This window comes from Guyparkeria sp. WRN-7 (genome assembly GCF_001641825.1).
In the GTDB taxonomy this organism is placed as follows: Bacteria; Pseudomonadota; Gammaproteobacteria; order Halothiobacillales; family Halothiobacillaceae; genus Guyparkeria.
In genome coordinates this window covers 255,010-276,084 of sequence record NZ_LRFH01000004.1, presented here as the reverse complement: position 1 = coordinate 276,084, position 21,075 = coordinate 255,010, and the positions used below count along the sequence as shown (strand labels likewise).

The window sequence follows — 21,075 nt, the reverse complement described above, 5'->3', positions numbered from 1 at the left end:
CCTGCCCCTGCTATCTTCCCTGGAGTGCGAGCCTCTCCACTTGCGGTTCGTGCGTCTGCCAGTGGCGACGTCCATCGCGTCACGGGGAGGTGTGCCTATGGGCATCGTGCTGGTCATCCTCGCCGCCTTTCTCTGGGGCGTGTCCGGCGGCATTGCTGCCATGCTCATGGAGCGGGGCTGGGACCCGCTGGTGGTCTCCTTCTACCGCGGCGCGATCGGTTTTGCCTGCTTCGCCGTCTGGTGGCTGGCCCGCTCGAACCGCATCCGTCTCCCCGATCGCACCACCCTCGGCTGGTCTGCGCTGGCCGGCCTCGGCGTGGCGGGCAATTTCGTCTTCTACTTCCTCAGCATCTCCCACGCCAACGTCGCGGTGGCCGTGACGTTGATGTACATGGAGCCGATTTACGTCTACCTGGTGCTGCTTGCGATCGGTGCGGCGCGGCTGACGCCGGCCCTGGTGATCGCGATCGCCGCGGTGATCCTTGGCGTGGCCCTCCTGACCCAGCTTCTCGGCGGCAGGCCGATCGACGAGCTGTCCCTGTTCGGCGTGGTGGCCGGGCTGCTCTCCGGTGTCGCCTATGCGGTCTTCCTGTTCGGTTTCCAGAATGCGACCCGCCGTGCGCCGTCCGTGGTGGTGCTGGGCGTGGCCTTCGCGGTCTTTCTCCTGGTCCTGGCGCCGCTGGTCGATCACGACCAGGTCGCCGCCGCGCCGCTGTCCGACGACGTGCCGCTGTTCCTGCTGCTGGGGCTGTTCGGTGCCGGTCTGTCGTTCTTCCTTTACGTGATCGGTCTGCGAACCGCCGCCCCGGTATCCGTCTCGCTGGTCGCCGCGGTCGAGCCGGTCACTGCCTCTCTGTTCGCCCTGCTCGTGCTGGGGCAGGCTCTTGCGCTCGGGCAATGGCTGGGCATGTTCCTGATCCTGGCGACCGTGACCGCGCTGAGCGTCAGGCAGCGGTCGGCATGATCCGGGCAGACGGGTGCCTGTTATCAAATCGTGATCCCGCTGACATGCGTCGGTCACCGGGCTGGGGGATAAGAGAGTCCTCCTGTTCCCACCGTGCTCGGAGAGGTGCCCGGATGGATTACGTCAGCCCGTCTCGTCACTATCGAACGGTTATCGTCTCGGACGTCCATCTCGGGACGCCCGATGCCCGCCCCGAACGGTTGCTCGGTTTTCTCGGCGCGATCCGCTGCGAGACCCTGATTCTCAACGGCGATCTGCTCGACGTGTGGCAGATGCAGCGCCGTCGTTGGCGCTGGTCGCCGGCCAAGAGCGATTTGTTCCGGCAGCTCGGTCGGCTGGTCGAGGCCGGTACGCGGGTGGTCTACGTGCCCGGCAATCACGACGACTGCTTTCGCGCCATGGTGGGCCAGGCGTTTGCCGGGGTCTCGCTGCATCGCGAACTGCGTCTGTCCCTGGCGGATGGGCGCGAGGCGCTGGTGCTGCACGGCGACGAATTCGATGCCGATATCGCCCCCTCGCTGCCGGCACGCTGGCTGGGTGATATTGGCTACGAGTGCCTGTTGCGTCTCGATCGTCTCGGCCGTCGCCTGGGTCGTCGGCTCGGTGGCCGGGAGTGGCATGGCGCGCTGCTGCGTGCCGTCAAGACGCGCATTCCCGGCGCGATGGCCCACGTGACTCGTTTCGAGGAGGCGGCCCTGGCGCATGCGCGGCGGCGGGGTGTGGACGTGATCGTCTGCGGCCACATCCATCACGCCAACCTGCGTCAGGCCGACGGGATCACCTATGCCAACAGTGGCGACTGGGTGGAGGGCTGCAGTGCCCTGGTCGAGGATGCCCGTGGCCGGTTGGGGGTGATCGAGTGGGATGGTGTTCGGGTCAGCGAGGTCGACGCCTTTGTCCGCGAGTTCGACGAGCCGGAGAGTGAGGAGTCGATGGCCGTCGGCTAGGCCCGCAGCGGCTCCGCTCGTCTTTGGCGGCCGGCCGCCCCTTGAATCCACCGGTGCCGTGCCTACATTCCTAGGCAGTTAAACGAATTCCGACGGCATACGAGGTGCTTTCAATGCGGATGGACAAACTGACCGCCAAGTTCCAGACAGCTCTGGCCGATGCCCAGTCACTGGCCGTGGGCCAGGATCACCAGTTCATCGAGCCGGTTCACCTGATGGTGGCGCTGCTCGATCAGGAAGGCGGCACCGTGCGTCACCTGCTGACGCAGTCCGATATCAACGTCAACCTGCTGCGCTCGCAGCTGGGCGAGATGCTCGACCGGCTGCCCTCGGTCTCCGGCGGCGAGGCCGGCGAGGTTCACATTTCCAACGACCTGTCGCGTCTGCTCAACGTCACCGACAAGCTGGCGCAGCAGCGCTCCGACCAGTACATCTCCAGCGAGCTGTTCGTGCTGGCGGTGATCGAGGACAAGGGCGAGCTGGGCGAGACCCTGCGTCGTGCCGGTGCGGCCAAGGGGGCCATCGAGCAGGCGATCGAGAAGCTCCGTGGCGGGCAGTCGGTCGACGACCCCAACGCCGAGGACGCTCGCCAGGCGCTGGAGAAGTACACCCAGGATCTGACCGAGCGCGCCGAGCAGGGCAAGCTCGACCCGGTCATCGGTCGTGACGAGGAAATCCGTCGCGCCGTGCAGGTCCTGCAGCGGCGTACCAAGAACAACCCGGTCCTGATCGGCGAGCCCGGCGTGGGCAAGACCGCCATCGTCGAGGGGCTGGCCCAGCGCATCGTCAACGGCGAGGTGCCCGAGGGCCTCAAGGACAAGCGCGTGCTGGCACTCGACATGGGCGCGCTGCTCGCCGGTGCCAAGTTCCGCGGCGATTTCGAGGAACGTCTCAAGGGCGTGCTCAACGACATCGCCAAGGCGGAAGGGCGCGTGATCCTGTTCATCGACGAGATCCACACCATGGTCGGCGCTGGCAAGGCCGATGGGGCGATGGACGCCGGCAACATGCTCAAGCCGGCCCTGGCGCGTGGCGAGCTGCGCTGCATCGGCGCGACCACGCTCGACGAGTATCGCCAGTACATCGAGAAAGACGCCGCACTCGAGCGCCGCTTCCAGAAGGTGCTGGTCGACGAGCCGACCACCGAGGACACCATCGCGATCCTGCGTGGTCTCAAGGAACGCTACGAGGTCCACCACGGCATCGAGATCGGTGACCCGGCGATCGTCGCGGCCGCCCAGCTCTCGCAGCGTTACATCACCGACCGGCAGCTGCCCGACAAGGCGATCGACCTGATCGACGAGGCGGCCAGCCGCATCCGCATGGAGATCGACTCCAAGCCCGAATCGATGGACCGCCTCGAGCGTCGCCTGATTCAGCTCAAGATCGAGCGCGAGGCGCTGAAGAAGGAGTCCGACGAGGCCTCGAAGAAGCGTCTGGCCAACCTCGAGGAGGAGATCGGGGAGCTCGAGCGCGAGTATTCGGACCTCGAGGAGATCTGGAAGTCCGAGAAGGCGGCGGTCGCCGGCACGACGCACATCAAGGAGGCGCTCGACCGCGCTCGTACCGAGCTGGAGACCGCGCGCCGGGCGAGCGACCTCACCCGCATGTCCGAGCTGCAGTACGGTCGGATCCCGGAACTCGAGCGCGAGCTGGCCGAAGCGCAGACGCAGGAAGAGCAGACGGAGACCGAGAAGCCCAAGCTGTTCCGCAGCACGGTCGGCACCGAGGAGATTGCCGAGGTGGTCTCGCGCTGGACCGGTATCCCGGTCTCGAAGATGCTCGAGGGCGAGAAGGACAAGCTGCTGCGGATGGAAGAGGCGCTCGGCAAGCGGGTCATCGGTCAATCCGAGGCCGTCGAGGCGGTGTCCGATGCCATCCGTCGCTCGCGGGCCGGGCTGTCCGATCCCAACCGGCCCAACGGCTCGTTCATGTTCCTCGGCCCCACCGGCGTGGGCAAGACCGAGCTGACCAAGGCACTGGCGACCTTCCTCTTCGACACCGAGGAGGCAATGGTGCGCATCGACATGTCCGAGTTCATGGAGAAGCACTCCGTGGCACGACTGGTCGGGGCGCCCCCGGGTTACGTCGGCTACGAGGAGGGCGGCTATCTGACCGAGGCGGTGCGTCGCAAGCCCTACTCGGTGATCCTGCTCGACGAGGTGGAGAAGGCGCACCCGGACGTCTTCAACATCCTGCTGCAGGTGCTCGACGATGGCCGCCTGACCGACGGCCAGGGCCGGACGGTCGACTTCCGCAACACTGTGATCGTGATGACCTCCAACCTGGGTTCGCAGCGGATCCAGGAACTGGCCGGTCAGGATGCCGAGTACGAGCAGATCAAGACCGAGGTGCTCGAGATCGTCGGCCAGCACTTCCGGCCGGAGTTCATCAACCGCGTCGACGACGTGGTGGTCTTCCACCCGCTCGACCGCAGCGAGATCCGGCGGATCGTCGACATCCAGATCGAGTATCTCAGGAAGCGCCTGGCCGACCGCGAGATCGACCTGTCGCTCAGCGACGCGGCGCTCGATGCCCTGGGCGAGGCCGGCTTCGACCCGGTCTTCGGCGCCCGGCCGCTCAAGCGGGCCATCCAGCAGCGCCTGGAAAACCCGCTGGCCCAGGCGATCCTCAAGGGCGAGTACCTGCCCGGCGAGACGGTCGCCATCGACGTGCGCGACGGCGAGCTGACCCTCGGCAAGGGCTGATTGCCCACGGTCGTTCCCTGGTCGATGAGGCTTTCAGGGCCACCGGTGGCGACGCCGGTGGCCTTTTTCGGTTAAGGTTTGGCGGCTCAACGACGCAAGGAATCCCGTTTGGCCCTCAAGATCATCGAAATCGTCGCGCCGGCCAGCGAGAAGGCGGCCATCGGTCGCATCGCCGACTCGCATGACGTCGTCGACTGGTGGCGCACCTCCTCGTTCGAGGACGAGCGCTTCTCCACGGAGCTGGTGGTCCGTCCCGAGGGCCAGCAGGAGGTGCTCGACGACCTGCAGGGCATCCTCGATCGCTGCGAGCATGCGCGCATCATGATCCGCGGCGTTCAGGCAACGCTGCCGGCAGCGCAGGACGAAGAGGGCGAGGAGGAGGCGCGCCAGCGCACCGCGGCCCGGTCGCGCGAGGAACTCTATGCGGAAGTGGCCGGTGGCGGCAGCATCACCTCGACCTACCTGCTGCTCTGTGGCCTGTCCGCGGTGGTGGCGGCCATGGGGATGTTCGAGGACAGTGCCGCGGTGGTGATCGGCGCGATGGTGATCGCCCCGTTGCTGGGGCCCAACCTGGCACTGGCGCTGGGCACCACGCTGGGGGATACCGACCTGTCCCGTCGGGCGGTTGCCGCGAACGGTGCGGGACTCAGCCTGTCGATCGGGCTGGCGTTGCTGATGGGATTGTTGCTCGATCCGGTCAGCAACAGTCAGCTGCTCGACCGCACCAACGTCAGCTACCCCGCGATGATCCTGGCGCTGGCCTCGGGTGCGGCGGCCGTGCTGTCGCTGACGTCCGGGGCCGCCGCGGGGTTGGTCGGGGTGATGGTCGCCGTGGCGCTGATGCCACCGGCCACGGCGCTTGGGCTGTTCGTCGGCTGGGCGCAATGGGACAATGCCATTGCCGCCGGGCTGATGCTCGCCATCAATATCGCGGCGATCAACCTCTCGGCCAAGCTGGTGTTCGTGCTCAAGGGCATCACGCCGCGGCATTGGCCGGAGAAGACCCGCGCCCGCCGGTCGGTGCGCTGGTCGTTCGCCTTCTGGGGCGTGTCGCTGCTGGTGCTGGCCGGGTTGATCTGGCTGGCCAAGTACTAGGGGCGCTACACGCTTCCGGCGTCCGTTCGCAATCCATTATTTCGCATCACGAGGAAGATCGAGCCGTGCAGGATTTCCGTCAGGCTTTCGTCCAGTTCGCCGTCGAGCATGAGGCGCTCCGTTTCGGCGAGTTCACGCTCAAGTCCGGGCGTGTCAGCCCCTATTTCTTCAATGCCGGTTCGTTCGCCGACGGTCAGGCACTGGCCGCGCTGGGCAGCTTCTATGCCGATGCGATTCTGGATGCCGGGGTCGAGTTCGACGTGCTGTTCGGCCCGGCCTACAAGGGCATTCCGCTGGCGGCAGCCACCGCGATCGCCCTGGCCGAGCGCACGGGCGAGCCGGTGCCGTGGTGTTTCAACCGCAAGGAGGCCAAGGATCACGGCGAGGGCGGCAACCTGGTCGGTGCGCCGCTGTCCGGCCGCGTGCTGATCATCGACGACGTGATCACTGCCGGTACGGCTATCCGCGAGTCGCTGGATCTGATCCGGGCCAACGGCGCGACGGCCGTGGGCGTGGCCGTGATGATGGACCGCCAGGAGCGGGGGCAGGGGGAGCTCTCGGCGATCGGCGAGCTCAAGCGTGATCACGACCTGGACGTGGTGGCGATCGCCAACCTCGACGGCCTGATCGAGTTCTGCGCCAACGATGCCAGTCTGGCCGGCTCGGCCGAGGCGATGGCCGCTTACCGGAAGGAGTACGGTGTGGCCGACTGAGTCGGCCCTTTCCTGTCGAGGCAATGAAAAAAGGCCCCGCTCGAGAGCGGGGCCTTTTGCTTTCATCCGATTATCGGGCGCCGATGGCCGGCGCGCGCGATCAGATGGACTTGATGCGGTTGACCAGGGTCGACTTGCGACGCGCAGCGGTGTTGCGCTTGAGAATGCGCTTGGTGACCATCCGGTCCAGGATCGGCTGGGCTTCGCGGTAAGCTTGCTGCGCCTTGTCCGCATCACCGTCCTTCACGGCCTTGATGACGGCCTTGTAGGCAGTGCGTACCTGCGAGCGCATCGCCATGTTGTGCTGGCGGGCTTTCTCGGCCTGGCGAACGCGCTTTTTGGCTTGAGCGGTATTGGCCACGGGTTAACTCCTCGAATTCGGCTATAAATCTGGTGAGCTTGATGGAAACATCAGTTCAAGGCGCGGGATTATGCCATACCGGCAAACGTAGTCAAGAACAATCCCCTCGCTCATCGGGCCCTTCGGCCACCCCGGGCAGGTGCTGCGGTATCCTGCCGGACATGGATCACGATCATACCGCCAACCCTGATCACCCGGCGACTCCGGCCTGCTGGACGGTGGTCGTGCCGGGCCCCTTCTTCGGCGGTTTCACCTATCACCTCGATGCCGGACAAGCGTCGCCCAGTCCGGGGGCGCGAGTGCGGGTGCCGTTCGGCAAGTCCGAGCGGGTGGCGGTGGTGATCGAGCCCGCCGAGCCGGAAGGGCAGGAAACCCGCCCGATCACGGCGGTGCTCGACCGGGAGCCGCTGCTGGATGCCAAAACGCTGGCCTGCCTGCGCTGGGCAGCCGCCTACTACCATCACCCGCTGGGCGAGGTGGTGTTCGCCGCATTGCCCAAGGCGTTGCGGGGCGAGCGGGATCTGCAGGTCGAGGCCCTCGCGCTTACCCGGGCGGGGCGTCAGGCGTACGAGGAAGGTGCCGCGCGCGGCGAGCGCCAGCAGGAGGCCCTCGCGGCATTGGCCGATGTCGGGACACCGAGGCCGGCGACCTCGCTGGGACCGGCTGCCGTGCGGCGGCGGTTGGTCGAGCGCGGCTGGGCCGAGGTGACATCGATGACAGCGCCGGCTGACTGGCCCGCCGCAGCCGGTGCATCGGCGACGGCGGCACCCGTCCTGAACGCCGAGCAGCAGGCGGCGGTGGATGCGGTGACTGCCGGCATGGCCCGCTTCGGTGCCTGGCTGCTGCAGGGGGTCACCGGCAGCGGCAAGACCGAGGTGTACCTGGCCCTGATCGAGCGCGTACTGGCGCGCGGGGAGCAGGTGCTGGTGGTGGTGCCGGAGATCTCGTTGACCCCGCAGTTGATCGACCGCTTCGCCCGCCGCCTCGACGTCGGGCCCGCCGTACTCCACTCGGGGTTGGCGGATGGCGAGCGGCTCTCCGCCTGGCGGGCGGTGGCCGCCGGCAGCGCCCAGCTGGTTATCGGTACGCGCTCGGCGGCCTTCGTGCCGCTGCCGCGGGCCGGGCTGGTCGTGGTCGACGAGGAGCATGATGCGGCGCTCAAGCAGCAGGAAGGCTTTCTCTATCACGCCCGCGATGTGCTGGTGTGGCGGGCGCGGCAGCTGGATGTCCCCATCCTGCTCGGTTCGGCCACCCCGTCGCTGGAGACGCTGCGGCATGCCTGGGAAGGCCGCTACCACCACCTGCACCTGACCGAACGCGCCACCGGCGCACGCATGCCGGCAATCAACAGCCTCGATATTCGCGGCCAGCCGATGGAGGCGGGGCTATCGCCGGCACTCATGCGTGCGATCGAACGCCACTTGCTCGCCGGCGGTCAGGTCATGCTCTATCTCAATCGGCGCGGCTACGCCTCGAGCCTGGTCTGTCATGCCTGCGGCTGGGTGGCTGGTTGCCCCCACTGCGATGCCTTTCTCACCTGGCACCGCGAGGCGAGGCGCCTGCGCTGTCATCACTGCGGCTTCGAGCAGGGCGTGCCCGCCGACTGTCCCTCCTGTCAGGCGCCGTTGTCGGTGCGCGGCATGGGGACCGAGCAGCTCGAGGATGTGCTCGCCGCGCGGTTTCCCGGCTTCGGCATCGTGCGTCTGGACCGGGATGCGACGGCCGGCAAGGGCGTGATGGCCGAGAGCCTCGCGCGCATCGCCCGGGGCGATGCGCGACTGGTGGTGGGAACGCAGATGCTGGTCAAGGGGCATGACTTCCCCGACGTGACCCTGGTCGGGGTGGTCAATGCCGACCAGGCCCTGTTCGCCGCGGATTTTCGCGGGCCGGAGCGTTTCGCCCAGTCGCTGCTGCAGGTCGCCGGTCGTGCCGGTCGCGCCGAGCGGCCGGGCGAGGTGCTGGTGCAGACCCACGATCCCGAGCACCCCGTCCTGCGTCGCTTGCTGAGCGAGGACTACGAGGCGGTGATGGCCGCCGAGCTGGCCGAACGCGAACAGGCCGAGCTGCCGCCGACGCGCTTCGCCGCGCTGGTGCGCGCCGATGCGCGCGAGGCCGGTGTGGCGCGGGCGTTTCTCGCCCGGGTGGCCGAGGAGTTGCGGGCGGGGGCGGGCGAGGAGCTGGCGGTCTGGGGGCCGGTCTCCGCGCCGCTGGCCCGCCGTGCCGGCCGGTACCGCTTCCAGTTGCTGTTGCTCGCCCGGGTGCGCAGTACCTTGCACCAGGCGCTGTGGCAGGTGGACGAATCGGTCGGTAGTCGTCGTCCGGGTCAGGGTCTACGCTGGTCGATCGATGTCGATCCGATCGATCTGGCCTGACGGCAGCGGTCGGCTGGTGCATTACACTGTGAGCAGCCCGCCTGGTTTGGGCCCTGCATATTCACCATGGAGAGTAGAGACGTGAAGAAGATCGAAGCGATTATCAAGCCGTTTCGGCTGGACGATGTCCGCACCGCCCTGATGGACCTTGGCATCAACGGCCTGACCGCCACGGAGGTCAAGGGTTTCGGCCGTCAGAAGGGACATACCGAGCTGTACCGCGGTGCCGAGTACGTGGTCGACTTCCTGCCGAAGGTGAAGCTCGAGGTGGTGATCAGCGACGACCAGGAAGACGCGGTCATCGATGCCATCGTCAAGGCCGCCTATTCCGGCAAGATCGGTGACGGCAAGATCTTCGTTGCTCCGATCGAGCGCGCCGTGCGCATCCGCACCAGCGAGGAGAACGAGGACGCGCTCTAAAGACGAGGAGCGTCGGCTGAGGCGGCGTGCGCAGTAGCCGCGTGCCGATCAGCTGTCGAGCAGGCGCTCGACTCGGTAGGGCGTGGGGTCCAGCGTGCTCGGCTGACCCGTCATCAGGGCGGTCAGCAAGTCGGCAGTCGCCGGCGCCATCGCCAGGCCATTGCGGAAGCCGCCGGTGTTGACCCACAGCCCTTCGATACCCGGGTGTTCGCCCAGCACCGGCAGTTCGTCGACGGACCCCGGGCGCAGTCCTGCCCAGCGATGCGTGATGCGGGCGCCTGCCAGCGATGGCCAGAGCCGGCAGGCCTTGGCATGCAGCAGCGCCTGGGCGGTGTCGTCGACCGTCTTGTCGAAACCCGCGTGCTCGACGGTCGAACCGATCACCACGGAGCCGTCCGCGCGCGGAATCAGGTACACGCCCTCGTCCATCAGGATGTGATCGAGGCCGTTCTCCGCCCGCGGCTCCAGCCGCAGCATCTGTCCGCGTACCGGGAAGAGGCTTTCCTCACGCATGCCCGGAACCAGTGCCTCGCTCCAGGCGCCGGCGGCCACCACCACGCGGTCGGCCGACAATTCGCCCGTGGGTGTCCTGACTCCCGTGACCCGCCCCGCTCGCGTGAGCACTTCCTGCCCGGCCCGCTGTGCGAACAGCTCGATGCCGCGCGCCCGTACCGTGTCCAACAGCGCGTCGAGTAGTCGCGGGTTGCGGACATTGGCCACCTCGGGCAGCCACAATGCATCCTGATTCTCAGCCGTTTGCCATTCGTGCCGGATGCCGGCCTGCGACAAGGTCGCGGCAATGGCGTCGCGTGTCTCGCCGGGGGCGATGGGGTCGAGGATGCGCATGCCGGTGACCAGCCGCTCCGGGTCGATACGCGAGTCGAGCGAGTCGAGCAGGGCGGGGTAGCCGCGCATGCCTTCGGCGGCGATGGCGAGCACCGCTGCCGGGTAGCGCCAGGCATAGAGTGGGCAGAGGATCCCGCCGCCGGCCCAGGAGGCCTCGGTGCCCGGCTGGCCGCGATCCAGGACCGCCACCGACGCACCTGCTTGTCGCAGGGCGAGTGCGCTGGTCAGCCCGGCGATGCCGGCGCCGATGACGATGATGTCGAAGCGGGTCGAGGTCACGGGAGGTGCAATGCCACCTGGCGGCTGATCCGGACGGCTGCGGGCTGCGGCCCCGCGGCCGGCGACGAATCAGTAGCGGGCGGGGGCGTGCTTGCCGTGCTCAGGCGTCAAGCGGCCCGAGGTGGCGTCCGGGGAAACTGGAGCGGGTGAAGGGAATCGAACCCTCGTCTTAAGCTTGGGAAGCTTCTGCTCTACCATTGAGCTACACCCGCAAGGTGCCGGTGATTATCGTGGCCTGCCCGTGCAAACGCAAGCCGCGATCCGGCGGCCGCGGTCACTCCAGCGGCGGCAGCTCGTCGCTGTCCGAGGCATCGCTCTTGATGCCGCTGGAATCGGCCGCCGCGGCCTTGAGTTCGTCCTGTCCGCCGCCGAAGCTGATCAGCCACTCCATGTTGCTGCGGCTGTCGGCGTTTGCCAGCGCTTCCTCGCGCGTGATCAGGCCCTTCTTGTGCAGTTCCAGGATCGACATGTCGAAGGTCATCGCGCCGCTCGAGGTGTTCTTCTCCATCGATTCCTTGATCGCGTCGATCTCGCCGCGCTTGATCAGGTCCGAGACCAGCGGGGTGTTGATCAGGATCTCGACGGCCGGCAAGCGCTTGCCGCCGCTGCCGATGATCAGTCGCTGCGAGATGATCGCCTTGAGGTTGAGCGACAGGTCCATCAGCAGCTGGTCGCGCGATTCGGACGGGAAGAAGCGGATGATCCGGTCGAGTGCCTGGTTGGCGTTGGTCGCGTGCAGCGTGCTGATGCACAGGTGACCGGTGTCGGCGTAGGCGAGCGCGTGCTCCATCGTCGCCCGGTCACGCACCTCGCCGATCATGATGACGTCCGGGGCCTCGCGCAGGGCCTCCTTGAGCGCCGCGGCGTAGGACCGGGTGTCGACGCCGACCTCGCGCTGGTTGACCACCGAGTTGCGGTGACGGAAGGCGTACTCCATCGGGTCCTCGACCGTCAGGATGTGCCCTGGCCGCGCCTCGGCGCGGTAGTCGATCATGGAGGCGAGCGTGGTCGACTTGCCCGAGCCGGTCGCGCCGACCACGAGGATCAGGCCGCGGCGTTCCGTGATCAGGTCCTCGACCACCATCGGCAGGTTGAGATCGGCTGCCCGCGGGATTTCCGCCTGGATGAAGCGAATCACCAGCGACCACTCGCCGCGCTGCATGAACACGTTCATGCGGAAGCGGCCGATGCCCGGCCGCGACAGGGCGACGTTGAGTTCGAGGGTCTCGAGGAAGTCGTCGATCTGGTGCTGGTTCAGCACCGAGCGCGCCAGTTCCTCGACCTGGCCGCTGCGCAGGCGGTCCTTGCCGATGAAGCGCATCTCGCCCTGGATCTTGACCGCGGGGGTCGTCCCGCTGGAGAAGTACAGGTCGGAACCCTCCTTGTCGGCGAGCAGCTTCAGGTAGGGTTCGAGGCTCAGTTGGCTCATGTTGCAGCGTCCTGGTCAGGTGGGCTCAGTCGGACTCGACCTTGAGTTCGTCTCCGGCGTCGTCATCGCGGCTCTTGGGCAGTCCGCGCTTGCTCTCGAGCTTGATGCGCAGGCGCAGGTCGTTGACCGAGTCGGCCTTGCTGATCGCCTCGTCGTAGTCGACCTGGTAGGAGTCGTACAGGTCGAACAGGGCCTGGTCGAAGGTCTGCATGCCCAGCTCGCGCGAGCGCTTCATGACCTCCTTGATCTCCGAGACCTCGCCCTTGAAGATCAGGTCGCCGATCAGCGGGGTGTTGAGCAGCACCTCGACCGCCGGGACGCGCCCTTCGCCGTCGGTCTTGCGCAGCAGTCGCTGCGAGACCACCGACTTGAGGTTGAGCGACAGGTCCATCAGCAACTGCTGGCGGCGATCTTCCGGGAAGAAGTTGATGATCCGGTCGAGTGCCTGGTTGGTGTTGTTCGCGTGCAGCGTCGACAGGCATAGGTGGCCGGTCTCGGCGAAGGCGATGGCGTGATCCATGGTCTCGCGGTCGCGAATCTCGCCGATCAGGATCACGTCCGGCGCCTGGCGCAGGGTGTTCTTCAGGGCCGCGCCGAAGGAGTCGGTGTCCATGCCCACCTCGCGCTGGGTCACCAGGCAGCCCTTGTGCTTGTGCACGAACTCGATCGGGTCTTCGATGGTGACGATGTGACCGCGCGAATTCTCGTTGCGGTAGTCGAGCATCGCGGCGAGCGAGGTCGACTTGCCCGAACTGGTCGCGCCCACGAAGATCACCAGGCCGCGGGCGGTCATGGCGATGTCGCCGAGCACGTCCGGCAGCTTGAGCTCGCCGAAGTCCGGGATGTCCGAGCGGATCATCCGCAGGACCATCCCCTCGCTGCCGCGCTGCATGAAGGCGTTGACGCGGAAGCGCGCCACCCCGGGCAGCGAGATGGCGAAGTTGGCTTCGTGGCTCTCCTCGAAGTGCGCCACCTGCTTGTCGGTCATGATCGAGCGCACGAGCATCTGGGTGTTCTCGACCGAGAGCTTCTGGTCGGTCAGGTGGACGACCTTGCCGTCGACCTTGGCCGACGGCGGTGCGCCGACGGTGACGAACAGGTCGGAGGCGTTGCGGTCGACGGCCCGCTTGAGGAGGGCCTGTACGTAGTTGGCTGCTTGCTGGCGATCCATCGAGCTGTCCCGGCTGGTGCCGCCCGCCCGGCCATCCGGGCCGGGGGACGTGGGTTACATGAAGTCGTTCTTGTTGGCGGCGCGGCCGCGGGCGAGCTCCTTGGAAATCACGCCGCGGGTGACCAGGGTCTTGAGGTTCTGGTCGAGCGTCTGCATGCCCTGGGCCTGGCCGGTCTGGATGGCCGAGTACATCTGCGCCACCTTGTTCTCCCGGATCAGGTTGCGGATGGCCGGCGTGCCGAGCATGATCTCGTGCGCCGCGACGCGCCCGCCGCTGATCTTCTTCAGCAGGGTCTGCGAGATGACCGCGCGCAGGGATTCGGAGAGCATCGCCCGGACCATGTCCTTCTCCGCGGAGGGGAAGACGTCGATGATCCGGTCGATGGTCTTGGCCGCGGAGCTGGTGTGCAGCGTGCCGAACACCAGGTGGCCGGTCTCGGCCGCAGTCAGCGCCAGGCGGATGGTCTCCAGGTCACGCAGCTCGCCGACGAGGACCACGTCGGGATCCTCGCGCAGGGCCGAACGCAGTGCCGCGTTGAAGCTGTGCGTGTCGCGATGCACCTCGCGCTGGTTGAGCAGGCACTTCTTCGACTCGTGGACGAATTCGATCGGATCCTCGACCGTCAGGATGTGGTCGTTGCGGTGGTCGTTGATGTAGTCGATCATCGCCGCGAGCGTGGTCGACTTACCCGAACCGGTTGGGCCGGTGACCAGCACGATGCCGTTGGGGTAGTCGCACAGATCCTGGAACACCTTGGGCGCGTCGAGCTGCTCCAGGGTCAGCACCTTGCTCGGGATGGTGCGGAAGACCGCACTGGCGCCGCGATTCTGGTTGAAGGCGTTGACACGGAAACGGGCATGGCCGCGCAGTTCGAACGAGAAGTCGACCTCGAGGTTGTCCTCGTACTCCTTGCGTTGCCGGTCGTTCATGATGTCGTACACCATGCTGTGCACGTCCTTGTGGTCCATGACCGGGACGTTCACCTTGCGGATGTCGCCGTCGATGCGCACGCGGGGCTGTTCGCCGGCAGACAGGTGCAGGTCCGATGCCCCGTTCTTGACGGTGAACATCAGCAGGGAGTCGATATCTCGGGTTTCGGCCATGCGATCGTCCTTTTTCGGGGAGAAGGCCCCGTCTCAAGTCCATTGGTGGTGCCTGTCAAAGGCCGGGGGGCCCGCAGTGACGCGGCTCGGCCTTCGTTGAGGACAAGGTAAAACGAACACGCACAAGGTGCAAGATGGGAAATCGAGAAAGCGCGTACCGAACCATCCGCGAACGGATCGACAATGCGGTCGCCGAACGGGGACAGCGTGGCGATCAATCGCGCCCGGTGAGGCTGGTGGCGGTCAGCAAGCGCCAGCCCGTCGAGGCGATCCGGGCGCTGGCCGAAATGGGCCAGCGCGATTTTGGCGAGAACTATCTCCAGGAGGCGCTGGAGAAGCAGGAGGCACTGGGTGATCTGCCGCTGACCTGGCATTTCATCGGCCCGATCCAGTCGAACAAGACCCGCGCGATCGCCGCGCATTTCGACTGGGTGCACAGCGTCGACCGGGTCAAGCTGGTGCGACGCCTGGGCGAGCAGCGCGACCCGGCGCTGGGGCCGCTCAACGTGCTGATCCAGGTCAACATCGACGACGAGGCGAGCAAGTCGGGTGCGGTGCCGGACGAGGTCGCGGCCATCGCGGCGGCCTGCGCCGAGCAGCCGACCCTGCGGCTGCAGGGGTTGATGTGCATTCCGCGTCCCGGCAACACCGAGGCGTTCGCCCAGCTGGCGGAACTCAACGCCAGCCTGCCGGAACCGCTGCCGGAACTGTCGATGGGCATGAGCGGCGATTTCGAGCCCGCCATCGCGGCGGGGGCGACCATCGTGCGGGTCGGAACGGCCCTGTTCGGCCCCCGTGACTGAGGGTCTCAGGCCGCATTCGGTCGCCATTCGTGTTATTTTCCTAGGTCTTCGTCAAACGCAAAGCTGGCAGGTGAGACAATGAATGCCTCGCGGATAGCCTTTATCGGTGGCGGCAACATGGCCGCCGCGCTGATCGGCGGCATGGTCAAGGATGCGCCCGAGGGCGCCCGACCGTCGATCGTGGTCGCCGACCCCAACGACGAGCGTCGCCAGTCGCTGGCCCAGCAGCTGGGGGTCGAGGTGACCGGCGACAATCACGCTGCCATCGACGGGGCGCAGCTGGTCGTGCTGGCGGTCAAGCCGCAGGTGATGCAGTCGGTGGCCGAGGACCTGGCCCCGTCTCTGGCGGCCGGTCAGCTGGTGGTCTCGATTGCCGCCGGCATTCCGGTAGCCGCCCTGCAGCGCTGGCTCGGCGGGCATGCTGCGGTGGTGCGAGCCATGCCGAATACGCCGTCGATGGTCGGCTGCGGGGCGACCGGTCTGTTCGCCGCCGAGGCGGTGAGCCGGGAGCAGCAGAGTGATGCCGAGTCGCTGATGCGCGCCGTGGGCGTGGTCCAGTGGCTCGAGGACGAGTCGCAGATCGACGAGGTCACCGCGCTGTCCGGCAGCGGCCCGGCCTACGCCTTCTACCTGATGGAATCCATGCAGGCGGCAGCCGAAGAGCTGGGCATGGCGCCGGACGTGGCCCGTCTGCTGACACTGGAGACGGTCTACGGGGCCGCCAAGCTGGCCCTGGCGGCCGACGAGCCGCCGGCCGAGCTGCGTCGTCGGGTGAGTTCTCCTGGCGGCACCACCGAGCGGGCGATCGCCCAGCTGGAGGAGTCCGGCGTGCGCGAGGCCTTTGCGCGTGCCATCCGCGCCTCGCGCGATCGCAGCCGCGAGCTGGCAGCCAAGATCGATGACGGCGCCAACGGCTGAGCCGTTGTCGAACCCAATCCACATGTCGAGATAAGTGCAAATGAGCGGTAGCTTCGGGGATCCGAGCGTCTTTCTGGTGCGGGTGCTGTTCGAGCTGGTGATCTTCGTCGCCTTCGCTCGCTATTTCCTGCAGCTGTTCCAGGCGAACTTCTACAACCCGGTCACCCAGGCGGTGGTCAAGATCACCGATCCCGTGCTCAACCCGATTCGCATGGTGATCCGGCCGGTCGGCCGTCACGATCTGGCGTCGCTGGTGTTCGCGCTGGTAATGGTCGCGCTGATGGTGCTGGCCATCACCGCGATGCAGGGTGTGGGCATGAGCGGCACCGGCCTGTTCCTCGGCACCCTCTATTTCGCCTTCCTCACGGTCACCAACCTGTTCTTCTGGACGGTGCTGCTGCGCGCGGTGGCCTCTTGGCTCGGCAATGACCGGTCGCCGGGCGTGGCCTTTCTCGACGACCTGACCGACCCGGTGGTCGCGCCCGTCCGCCGCGTGCTGCCGCCGATCGGCGGTATCGACCTCTCGCCGCTGGCCGTGCTGCTGATCATCCAGGTGGCGCAGATGATCGTCGGCAACCTGCTGATGGGCTGAGCCAACGAGGAGACTCATGAGCGATTCCGCCCCGACGAACAACCCGACGCATCAGCCCGGTTCGGTGGGCCTGGTCGAGCCCAAGTCCGCGCAGATCGACACGCCGTTGCTGCTCGATTGCGGTCGTCGCATCGAGCGCTACGAGCTGGTCTACGAAACCTACGGCGAGCTCAACGAGCGCGCCGACAATGCGGTGCTGATCTGCCATGCGCTTTCCGGGGATCACCACGCCGCCGGCCGGCACCGTCCCGAGGACCGCAAGCCGGGCTGGTGGGACACCGCCATCGGGCCCGGCAAGCCGATCGACACCGATCGCTTCTTCGTCGTCTGCGTCAACAACCTCGGTGGCTGCAAGGGGTCGACCGGCCCGCTGTCGGAGAATCCGGAGACGGGCCGCCCGTACGGCCCGGATTTTCCGATCCTTACCGTGCGTGACTGGGTCAACAGCCAGCACGCCCTGATGCGCAAGCTGGGCATCTCGCGGTGGGCGGCCGTCACCGGCGGCAGCCTCGGCGGCATGCAGGTGATGCAGTGGGCGATCAGCTACCCGGAGGCGGTCGCCCATGCGGTCGTGATCGCGGCGGCGCCCAAGCTTTCGGCGCAGAACATCGCCTTCAACGAGGTCGCCCGCCAGGCGATCATCACCGACCCGGACTTCCACGAAGGGCGGTATGCCGAACACGGCGTGATCCCGCGACGCGGCCTGATGCTCGCGCGCATGCTGGGTCACATCACCTACCTTTCGGATGACGCCATGCGGGCCAAGTTCGGCCGCGAACTGCGCTCGGGCAAGGTGCAGTACGGCTTCGACGTCGAGTTCCAGGTGGAGTCCTACCTGCGCTACCAGGGCACCAGTTTCGTCGATCGTTTCGATGCCAACACCTACTTGCTGATGACCAAGGCGCTGGACTACTTCGACCCGGCCGCCGAGGCCGATGACGATCTGGCCACGGCGCTCGCGCCGGCCACGGCCCGTTTCCTGGTGGTCTCGTTCACCTCCGACTGGCGCTTCTCCCCGGCCCGCTCGCGCGAGATCGTCCGCGCGCTGCTGGCCTCGGGCAAGTCGGTCTCCTATGCCGAGGTCGAGGCGCATCAGGGGCACGATGCCTTCCTGATGCCGATTCCCTATTACCACCAGGTGCTGCGCGGCTACTTCGACAATATTGCCCGCAGCCTGACCGAGGAGGCTGGTGCCGAGGAGAGTCGCGCATGAATCGTCCGGACTGGGAAATCGTCACCGGCTGGATCCGCGAGAACGCCCGGGTGCTCGACCTGGGCTGCGGCGACGGTGCGTTGTTGCGCCACCTGATCGCCAGGCGTGGCGTGCACGGCGTGGGAATGGAAGTGGACGACGAGCGGGTCGCTCGCGGTGTGGCCGCCGACCTGAATATCGTGCAGGCCGATCTCGATGACGGCATCCGCGACTGGTTCGGCCGGCACTCGTTCGACTTCGTGGTGGTCAGCCAGACCATCCAGGCGATCCGCCACCCGGAGCGGCTGCTCGGCGAGATGCTCGAGGTCGCCGAGGAGGGCATCGTCACCTTCCCCAACATGGGCTACTGGCGCAATCGCTGGCAGCTGGGCGTGCAGGGCATGATGCCGACCACCAAGGCGCTGCCGAATCCCTGGTACAACACGCCCAACATCCATCTGTGCACACTGCGCGACTTCGAGGCACTCTGCGAAGGTCTCGGCATCGAGATCCTCGACCGGGCGGTGGTCGACCAGAACCGTCAAAGCTCGCCGCTGCTGCGCGCGATGCCCAACTGGTTCGGCGAGCACGCCATCTATCGCATCCGCAAGCGCGTCGTCTGAAGCCCTCGCCACGAGGCGCCCGGGTCGTTTCTCGAGGCGCTCTTGAGTCGGCCGGTGTTTATTCCTTCACGGCGCGATGGACGGTGTAGGTCTTGCCCTGCTTGACCTTGTCGTAGTTGCCGAACTGTTCCTTCATGGTGCGCTTGAAGTACTCGCGCAGGCCGTTGATCGACACGAACCACACCTCGCCGCCGGGCTTTAGCCCCTGCCAGGTGTCGAACAGCATGATCTGCCACATCTCCTTGCCCACCTTGGCCGGCACGTTCGAGTAGAGCCGGTCGAATCCCTCGCCATCGACGGCCGACAGCCCGTTGGATAGCCGTGCCTCGGCGTTCTCCAGCCGGTTGCGTCCCAGATTGCCCTGGGCGTAGTCGACTGCGACGAAATCCTTGTCCAGCAAAATCACCCGACTTTCCGGGCATGCCTTGGCCATGGCGGCACCGATCGGGCCGTAGCCGCAGCCCAGGTCGACGATAGTGCTGCCGGCAGGCGGGATATCGGTGTGAGCGAGCAGCAGCCGGGTGCCGGCGTCGATCTCGCGTGGCGAGAACAGCCCCCAGGTCGAATGCAGGGTCAGGGGCTGGCCCAGCAGTTCGCACTGGATGACCTGGTCGTGCCGCAGGGCGGCGATGGCTTGCGGGTCCTTGGGATGCTTCATGGCGGAACGACGCTATTGGCTGGTTGTCGGAAGACGGTTACGGGCGAGTGGCCGTCAGTGGGTCTCGCGGCAGCGGCGACAGAGGCCGCGCAGTTCAATGACCGCCGACCGCGGCGTGAAGCCCGCAGCGCCCGTGAGCTTGCGCAGGGCTGCCTGGACCGCCGCGTTGTCATCCTCCTGAATGTCGCCGCAGCGGTCGCAGATCATCAGGATGGCCTGGTGTGCCTCCTGCGGGTGTTCGCAGCCGACGAAGGCATTTAGGCTCTCGATGCGGTGGATCAGGCCGTGCTCGAGCAGGAAGTCGAGTGCGCGATAGACCGTCGGCGGTTTGACCTGTTCGCCGTGGCGGGAGAGGCGCTCGATCAGGTCGTAGGCCTTGGTGGCCTCGTGGTTCGACCAGACCTCACGCAGCACATCCCGGCGGATCGGCGTCAGCCGGGCGCCGGCTCGCGCGCAGATCGCCTCGGCGCGGGCGAGGGCATCGTCGATGCACTGGTCGTGGTTGGCACAGGACATGGTGTGGCTGCAATCCGGCTGGTGTCAGGCATCATAGCGCAGTTGGTCGAGCTCGAGGGCAAAAGCAAACTTGACTCGGAATCAGTAAAGTCGATCGCCGTGACATTGAAATTTCGCGTTGCGGCGATCATTATTTAGAGATAACTAATACACGCGACCCGCCAGTCCGGCGAGTACGGACGCTGACTGGATGCCCGCCAAGAAAAAAAGCACAGATAACGGGGCAGAGCGGGGCGCATTGGAGGAGATCGCTATGGAATTCGAGAAGCAGTTCCTGGCAACGCGTCGTCGTTTCCTGCGTAACCTGGGCGCAACCGCGGGTATCGCCGTGGCGCCCCTGGCCTGGTCGTCCCGTGTCTTCGCCGAGGAGGCGATGGTGCTTGAAGGGCCGCCGATGCCCGACATCCCGGCCACCTGGATTGCCGACAACGTCTACGTGATCGTTTCCCCCTGGGGTTTTCCCTCCGAGGCGAACCAGGGGATGATGAGCAACATCACCTTCGTCATCACCGAGAAGGGCGTGGTGATCCTCGATAGCGGCGCCTCGCTGCAGATCGGCGAAATGGCGTTGCGTCAGATCCGCAAGTTCACCGACAAGCCGATCGCCGCGGTCTTCAATACCCACTACCACGGCGACCACTGGCTGGGTAATCACGCCTTCGTCCGTGAAAACCCCGATGTGCCGATCTACGCGCACCCGAAGACCACCTCCGCGATTCGCACCAACCAGGGCACGTTCTGGAAGAGCCTGATGGAGCGTTCCACAGGCAACGCGATTGCCGGCACCGTGGTCACCGCGCCGAATCACGATGTCGGCCACGGCGACGAGTTCGACTTTGGTGACCTGACCGTGCGCGTGCACTTCTACGGCACCGCGCACACCCCGTCCGACATCTGCCTCGAGCTGGTCGAGAAGAAGATCGTGCATGTCGGCGACGTGGCGATGAACAACCGCATTGCCTTCATGGATGACGGAAGCTTCCTCGGCACCTTCAAGTTGTACGACGCCCTCGAGGCGGCCGTGCCGGATGGTTACTGGATCCCGGCCCACGGCTTCCCCTCCGAGGACCTGATCGAGAACAACCGCATTCTGTTCCTCGGCATCTACGAGGCGGCCGAGAAGGCCGTCCAGGAGATGGCCAGTCCCTCGAAGGTGAAGGAGTACGTGCTTGCCGACGAGCGGGTGCAGCATTACGCCCCGGTGACCAATGGCTTCGAGGAGAACATCGGAAAATACGCCTCGCTCGCCTACCTCGAGGCCGAAGCCGCCGCGTTCTAGTGAGAGCTGCCGGGGCGGTCGCCGGCCCCGGCCAGGGAAGCTGTTGAAGGCAAGGCCCGCAGGATTGGCGGGCCATCAAAGGATT

Annotated in this window: 20 protein-coding genes and 1 tRNA gene; 13 read left to right on the top strand and 8 right to left on the bottom strand. The window is 66.6% G+C overall.

The genetic code is table 11. From position 1 onward, the window contains the following. Positions 1-91: 91 nt before the first annotated feature. The 5 genes from AWR35_RS03900 (at position 92) to pyrE (ending at position 6,427) form a co-directional block, all read left to right on the top strand. Positions 92-964 carry a DMT family transporter gene (locus AWR35_RS03900; protein WP_066185055.1) on the top strand — a complete coding sequence of 291 codons (873 nt, stop codon included), beginning with the start codon at positions 92-94 and terminating at the stop codon, positions 962-964. 113 nt (positions 965-1,077) lie between these two features. Then, positions 1,078-1,911, top strand: coding sequence for a UDP-2,3-diacylglucosamine diphosphatase (locus tag AWR35_RS03895; RefSeq protein WP_066185054.1), 834 nt, complete (start codon positions 1,078-1,080; stop codon positions 1,909-1,911). A 119-nt stretch (positions 1,912-2,030) separates the two neighbouring features. Next, a complete protein-coding gene (gene clpB, locus AWR35_RS03890; RefSeq protein WP_058574636.1) occupies positions 2,031-4,619 on the top strand; it encodes an ATP-dependent chaperone ClpB in 2,589 nt (862 codons plus the stop codon). Positions 4,620-4,727: 108 nt separating this feature from the next. Continuing rightward, positions 4,728-5,714: a TIGR00341 family protein gene (locus tag AWR35_RS03885; RefSeq protein ID WP_058574635.1), complete on the top strand. Its 987-nt coding sequence runs from the start codon at positions 4,728-4,730 to the stop codon at positions 5,712-5,714. A 65-nt stretch (positions 5,715-5,779) separates the two neighbouring features. Continuing rightward, complete coding sequence (gene pyrE, locus AWR35_RS03880; RefSeq protein ID WP_058574634.1) at positions 5,780-6,427, top strand: orotate phosphoribosyltransferase; 648 nt, start codon at positions 5,780-5,782, stop codon at positions 6,425-6,427. A gap of 100 nt (positions 6,428-6,527) precedes the next feature. On the opposite strand, the gene rpsT is transcribed toward pyrE, so the two are convergent. Next, complete coding sequence (gene rpsT, locus AWR35_RS03875) at positions 6,528-6,788, bottom strand: 30S ribosomal protein S20 (protein WP_058574633.1); 261 nt, start codon at positions 6,786-6,788, stop codon at positions 6,528-6,530. Between the two features lie 161 nt (positions 6,789-6,949). On the opposite strand from rpsT, the gene AWR35_RS03870 reads away from it, so the two are divergent. Both AWR35_RS03870 and AWR35_RS03865 read left to right on the top strand, forming a co-directional pair. Continuing rightward, entirely contained in the window at positions 6,950-9,160 is a 2,211-nt protein-coding gene (locus AWR35_RS03870; RefSeq protein ID WP_082663890.1) for a primosomal protein N', read from the top strand. 81 nt (positions 9,161-9,241) lie between these two features. Further along, the gene (locus AWR35_RS03865) at positions 9,242-9,580 is read left to right on the top strand and encodes a P-II family nitrogen regulator (protein ID WP_058574632.1); all 339 of its coding nucleotides are present in this window, start codon (positions 9,242-9,244) and stop codon (positions 9,578-9,580) included. Positions 9,581-9,628: 48 nt separating this feature from the next. Here the strand turns inward: AWR35_RS03865 and AWR35_RS03860 are convergent, their stop codons facing one another. The 5 genes from AWR35_RS03860 to AWR35_RS03840 all read right to left on the bottom strand — a co-directional run bounded on the left by AWR35_RS03860 (position 9,629) and on the right by AWR35_RS03840 (position 14,409). Next, positions 9,629-10,705, bottom strand: a complete 1,077-nt coding sequence (locus AWR35_RS03860; protein WP_058574631.1) for an FAD-dependent oxidoreductase — start codon at positions 10,703-10,705, stop codon at positions 9,629-9,631. A 138-nt stretch (positions 10,706-10,843) separates the two neighbouring features. Next, positions 10,844-10,917, bottom strand: a tRNA-Gly gene (locus AWR35_RS03855). A 62-nt stretch (positions 10,918-10,979) separates the two neighbouring features. Next, on the bottom strand, positions 10,980-12,134 hold the full coding sequence (locus tag AWR35_RS03850) for a PilT/PilU family type 4a pilus ATPase (RefSeq protein ID WP_058574630.1): 1,155 nt from the start codon (positions 12,132-12,134) through the stop codon (positions 10,980-10,982). 25 nt (positions 12,135-12,159) lie between these two features. Continuing rightward, positions 12,160-13,305, bottom strand: coding sequence for a PilT/PilU family type 4a pilus ATPase (locus tag AWR35_RS03845; RefSeq protein WP_058574629.1), 1,146 nt, complete (start codon positions 13,303-13,305; stop codon positions 12,160-12,162). 54 nt (positions 13,306-13,359) lie between these two features. Further along, positions 13,360-14,409, bottom strand: coding sequence for a type IV pilus twitching motility protein PilT (locus AWR35_RS03840; protein WP_058574628.1), 1,050 nt, complete (start codon positions 14,407-14,409; stop codon positions 13,360-13,362). A gap of 134 nt (positions 14,410-14,543) precedes the next feature. Between AWR35_RS03840 and AWR35_RS03835 the strand changes: the two genes are divergently transcribed. From AWR35_RS03835 to metW, 5 genes are all read left to right on the top strand, one after another. Further along, the gene (locus tag AWR35_RS03835) at positions 14,544-15,212 is read left to right on the top strand and encodes a YggS family pyridoxal phosphate-dependent enzyme (RefSeq protein ID WP_058574627.1); all 669 of its coding nucleotides are present in this window, start codon (positions 14,544-14,546) and stop codon (positions 15,210-15,212) included. 78 nt (positions 15,213-15,290) lie between these two features. Continuing rightward, positions 15,291-16,130, top strand: a complete 840-nt coding sequence (gene proC, locus AWR35_RS03830) for a pyrroline-5-carboxylate reductase (protein WP_058574626.1) — start codon at positions 15,291-15,293, stop codon at positions 16,128-16,130. A 40-nt stretch (positions 16,131-16,170) separates the two neighbouring features. Further along, the gene (locus AWR35_RS03825) at positions 16,171-16,722 is read left to right on the top strand and encodes a YggT family protein (RefSeq protein WP_058574625.1); all 552 of its coding nucleotides are present in this window, start codon (positions 16,171-16,173) and stop codon (positions 16,720-16,722) included. A 16-nt stretch (positions 16,723-16,738) separates the two neighbouring features. Next, positions 16,739-17,935, top strand: coding sequence for a homoserine O-acetyltransferase (locus tag AWR35_RS03820; RefSeq protein WP_058574624.1), 1,197 nt, complete (start codon positions 16,739-16,741; stop codon positions 17,933-17,935). Further along, complete coding sequence (gene metW / locus AWR35_RS03815) at positions 17,932-18,537, top strand: methionine biosynthesis protein MetW (RefSeq protein WP_058574623.1); 606 nt, start codon at positions 17,932-17,934, stop codon at positions 18,535-18,537. Before AWR35_RS03820 ends, metW begins: the two co-directional genes overlap by 4 nt. Before the next feature lie 58 nt (positions 18,538-18,595). On the opposite strand, the gene AWR35_RS03810 is transcribed toward metW, so the two are convergent. Further along, positions 18,596-19,195 (bottom strand): methyltransferase, encoded by a 600-nt coding sequence (locus AWR35_RS03810; RefSeq protein ID WP_058574622.1) that lies wholly within the window; start codon positions 19,193-19,195, stop codon positions 18,596-18,598. Positions 19,196-19,249: 54 nt separating this feature from the next. Beyond that, complete coding sequence (locus AWR35_RS03805) at positions 19,250-19,711, bottom strand: transcriptional repressor (protein WP_058574621.1); 462 nt, start codon at positions 19,709-19,711, stop codon at positions 19,250-19,252. A 253-nt stretch (positions 19,712-19,964) separates the two neighbouring features. Between AWR35_RS03805 and AWR35_RS03800 the strand changes: the two genes are divergently transcribed. Beyond that, positions 19,965-20,990 (top strand): MBL fold metallo-hydrolase, encoded by a 1,026-nt coding sequence (locus AWR35_RS03800; RefSeq protein WP_058574620.1) that lies wholly within the window; start codon positions 19,965-19,967, stop codon positions 20,988-20,990. Positions 20,991-21,075: the final 85 nt, after the last annotated feature.

Excerpts from the sequence above, each read along its gene's own strand:
- AWR35_RS03810 (WP_058574622.1), bottom strand. The coding sequence starts at position 19,195 with ATGAAGCATCCCAAGGACCCGCAAGCCATCGCCGCCCTGCGGCACGAC.
- AWR35_RS03825 (WP_058574625.1), top strand. The coding sequence starts at position 16,171 with ATGAGCGGTAGCTTCGGGGATCCGAGCGTCTTTCTGGTGCGGGTGCTG.
- AWR35_RS03805 (WP_058574621.1), bottom strand. The coding sequence starts at position 19,711 with ATGTCCTGTGCCAACCACGACCAGTGCATCGACGATGCCCTCGCCCGC.
- clpB (WP_058574636.1), top strand. The coding sequence starts at position 2,031 with ATGGACAAACTGACCGCCAAGTTCCAGACAGCTCTGGCCGATGCCCAG.
- AWR35_RS03845 (WP_058574629.1), bottom strand. The coding sequence starts at position 13,305 with ATGGATCGCCAGCAAGCAGCCAACTACGTACAGGCCCTCCTCAAGCGG.
- AWR35_RS03895 (WP_066185054.1), top strand. The coding sequence starts at position 1,078 with ATGGATTACGTCAGCCCGTCTCGTCACTATCGAACGGTTATCGTCTCG.
- metW (WP_058574623.1), top strand. The coding sequence starts at position 17,932 with ATGAATCGTCCGGACTGGGAAATCGTCACCGGCTGGATCCGCGAGAAC.
- AWR35_RS03840 (WP_058574628.1), bottom strand. The coding sequence starts at position 14,409 with ATGGCCGAAACCCGAGATATCGACTCCCTGCTGATGTTCACCGTCAAG.
- AWR35_RS03835 (WP_058574627.1), top strand. The coding sequence starts at position 14,544 with ATGGGAAATCGAGAAAGCGCGTACCGAACCATCCGCGAACGGATCGAC.
- AWR35_RS03800 (WP_058574620.1), top strand. The coding sequence starts at position 19,965 with ATGGAATTCGAGAAGCAGTTCCTGGCAACGCGTCGTCGTTTCCTGCGT.
- AWR35_RS03820 (WP_058574624.1), top strand. The coding sequence starts at position 16,739 with ATGAGCGATTCCGCCCCGACGAACAACCCGACGCATCAGCCCGGTTCG.
- AWR35_RS03850 (WP_058574630.1), bottom strand. The coding sequence starts at position 12,134 with ATGAGCCAACTGAGCCTCGAACCCTACCTGAAGCTGCTCGCCGACAAG.
- AWR35_RS03870 (WP_082663890.1), top strand. The coding sequence starts at position 6,950 with ATGGATCACGATCATACCGCCAACCCTGATCACCCGGCGACTCCGGCC.
- proC (WP_058574626.1), top strand. The coding sequence starts at position 15,291 with ATGAATGCCTCGCGGATAGCCTTTATCGGTGGCGGCAACATGGCCGCC.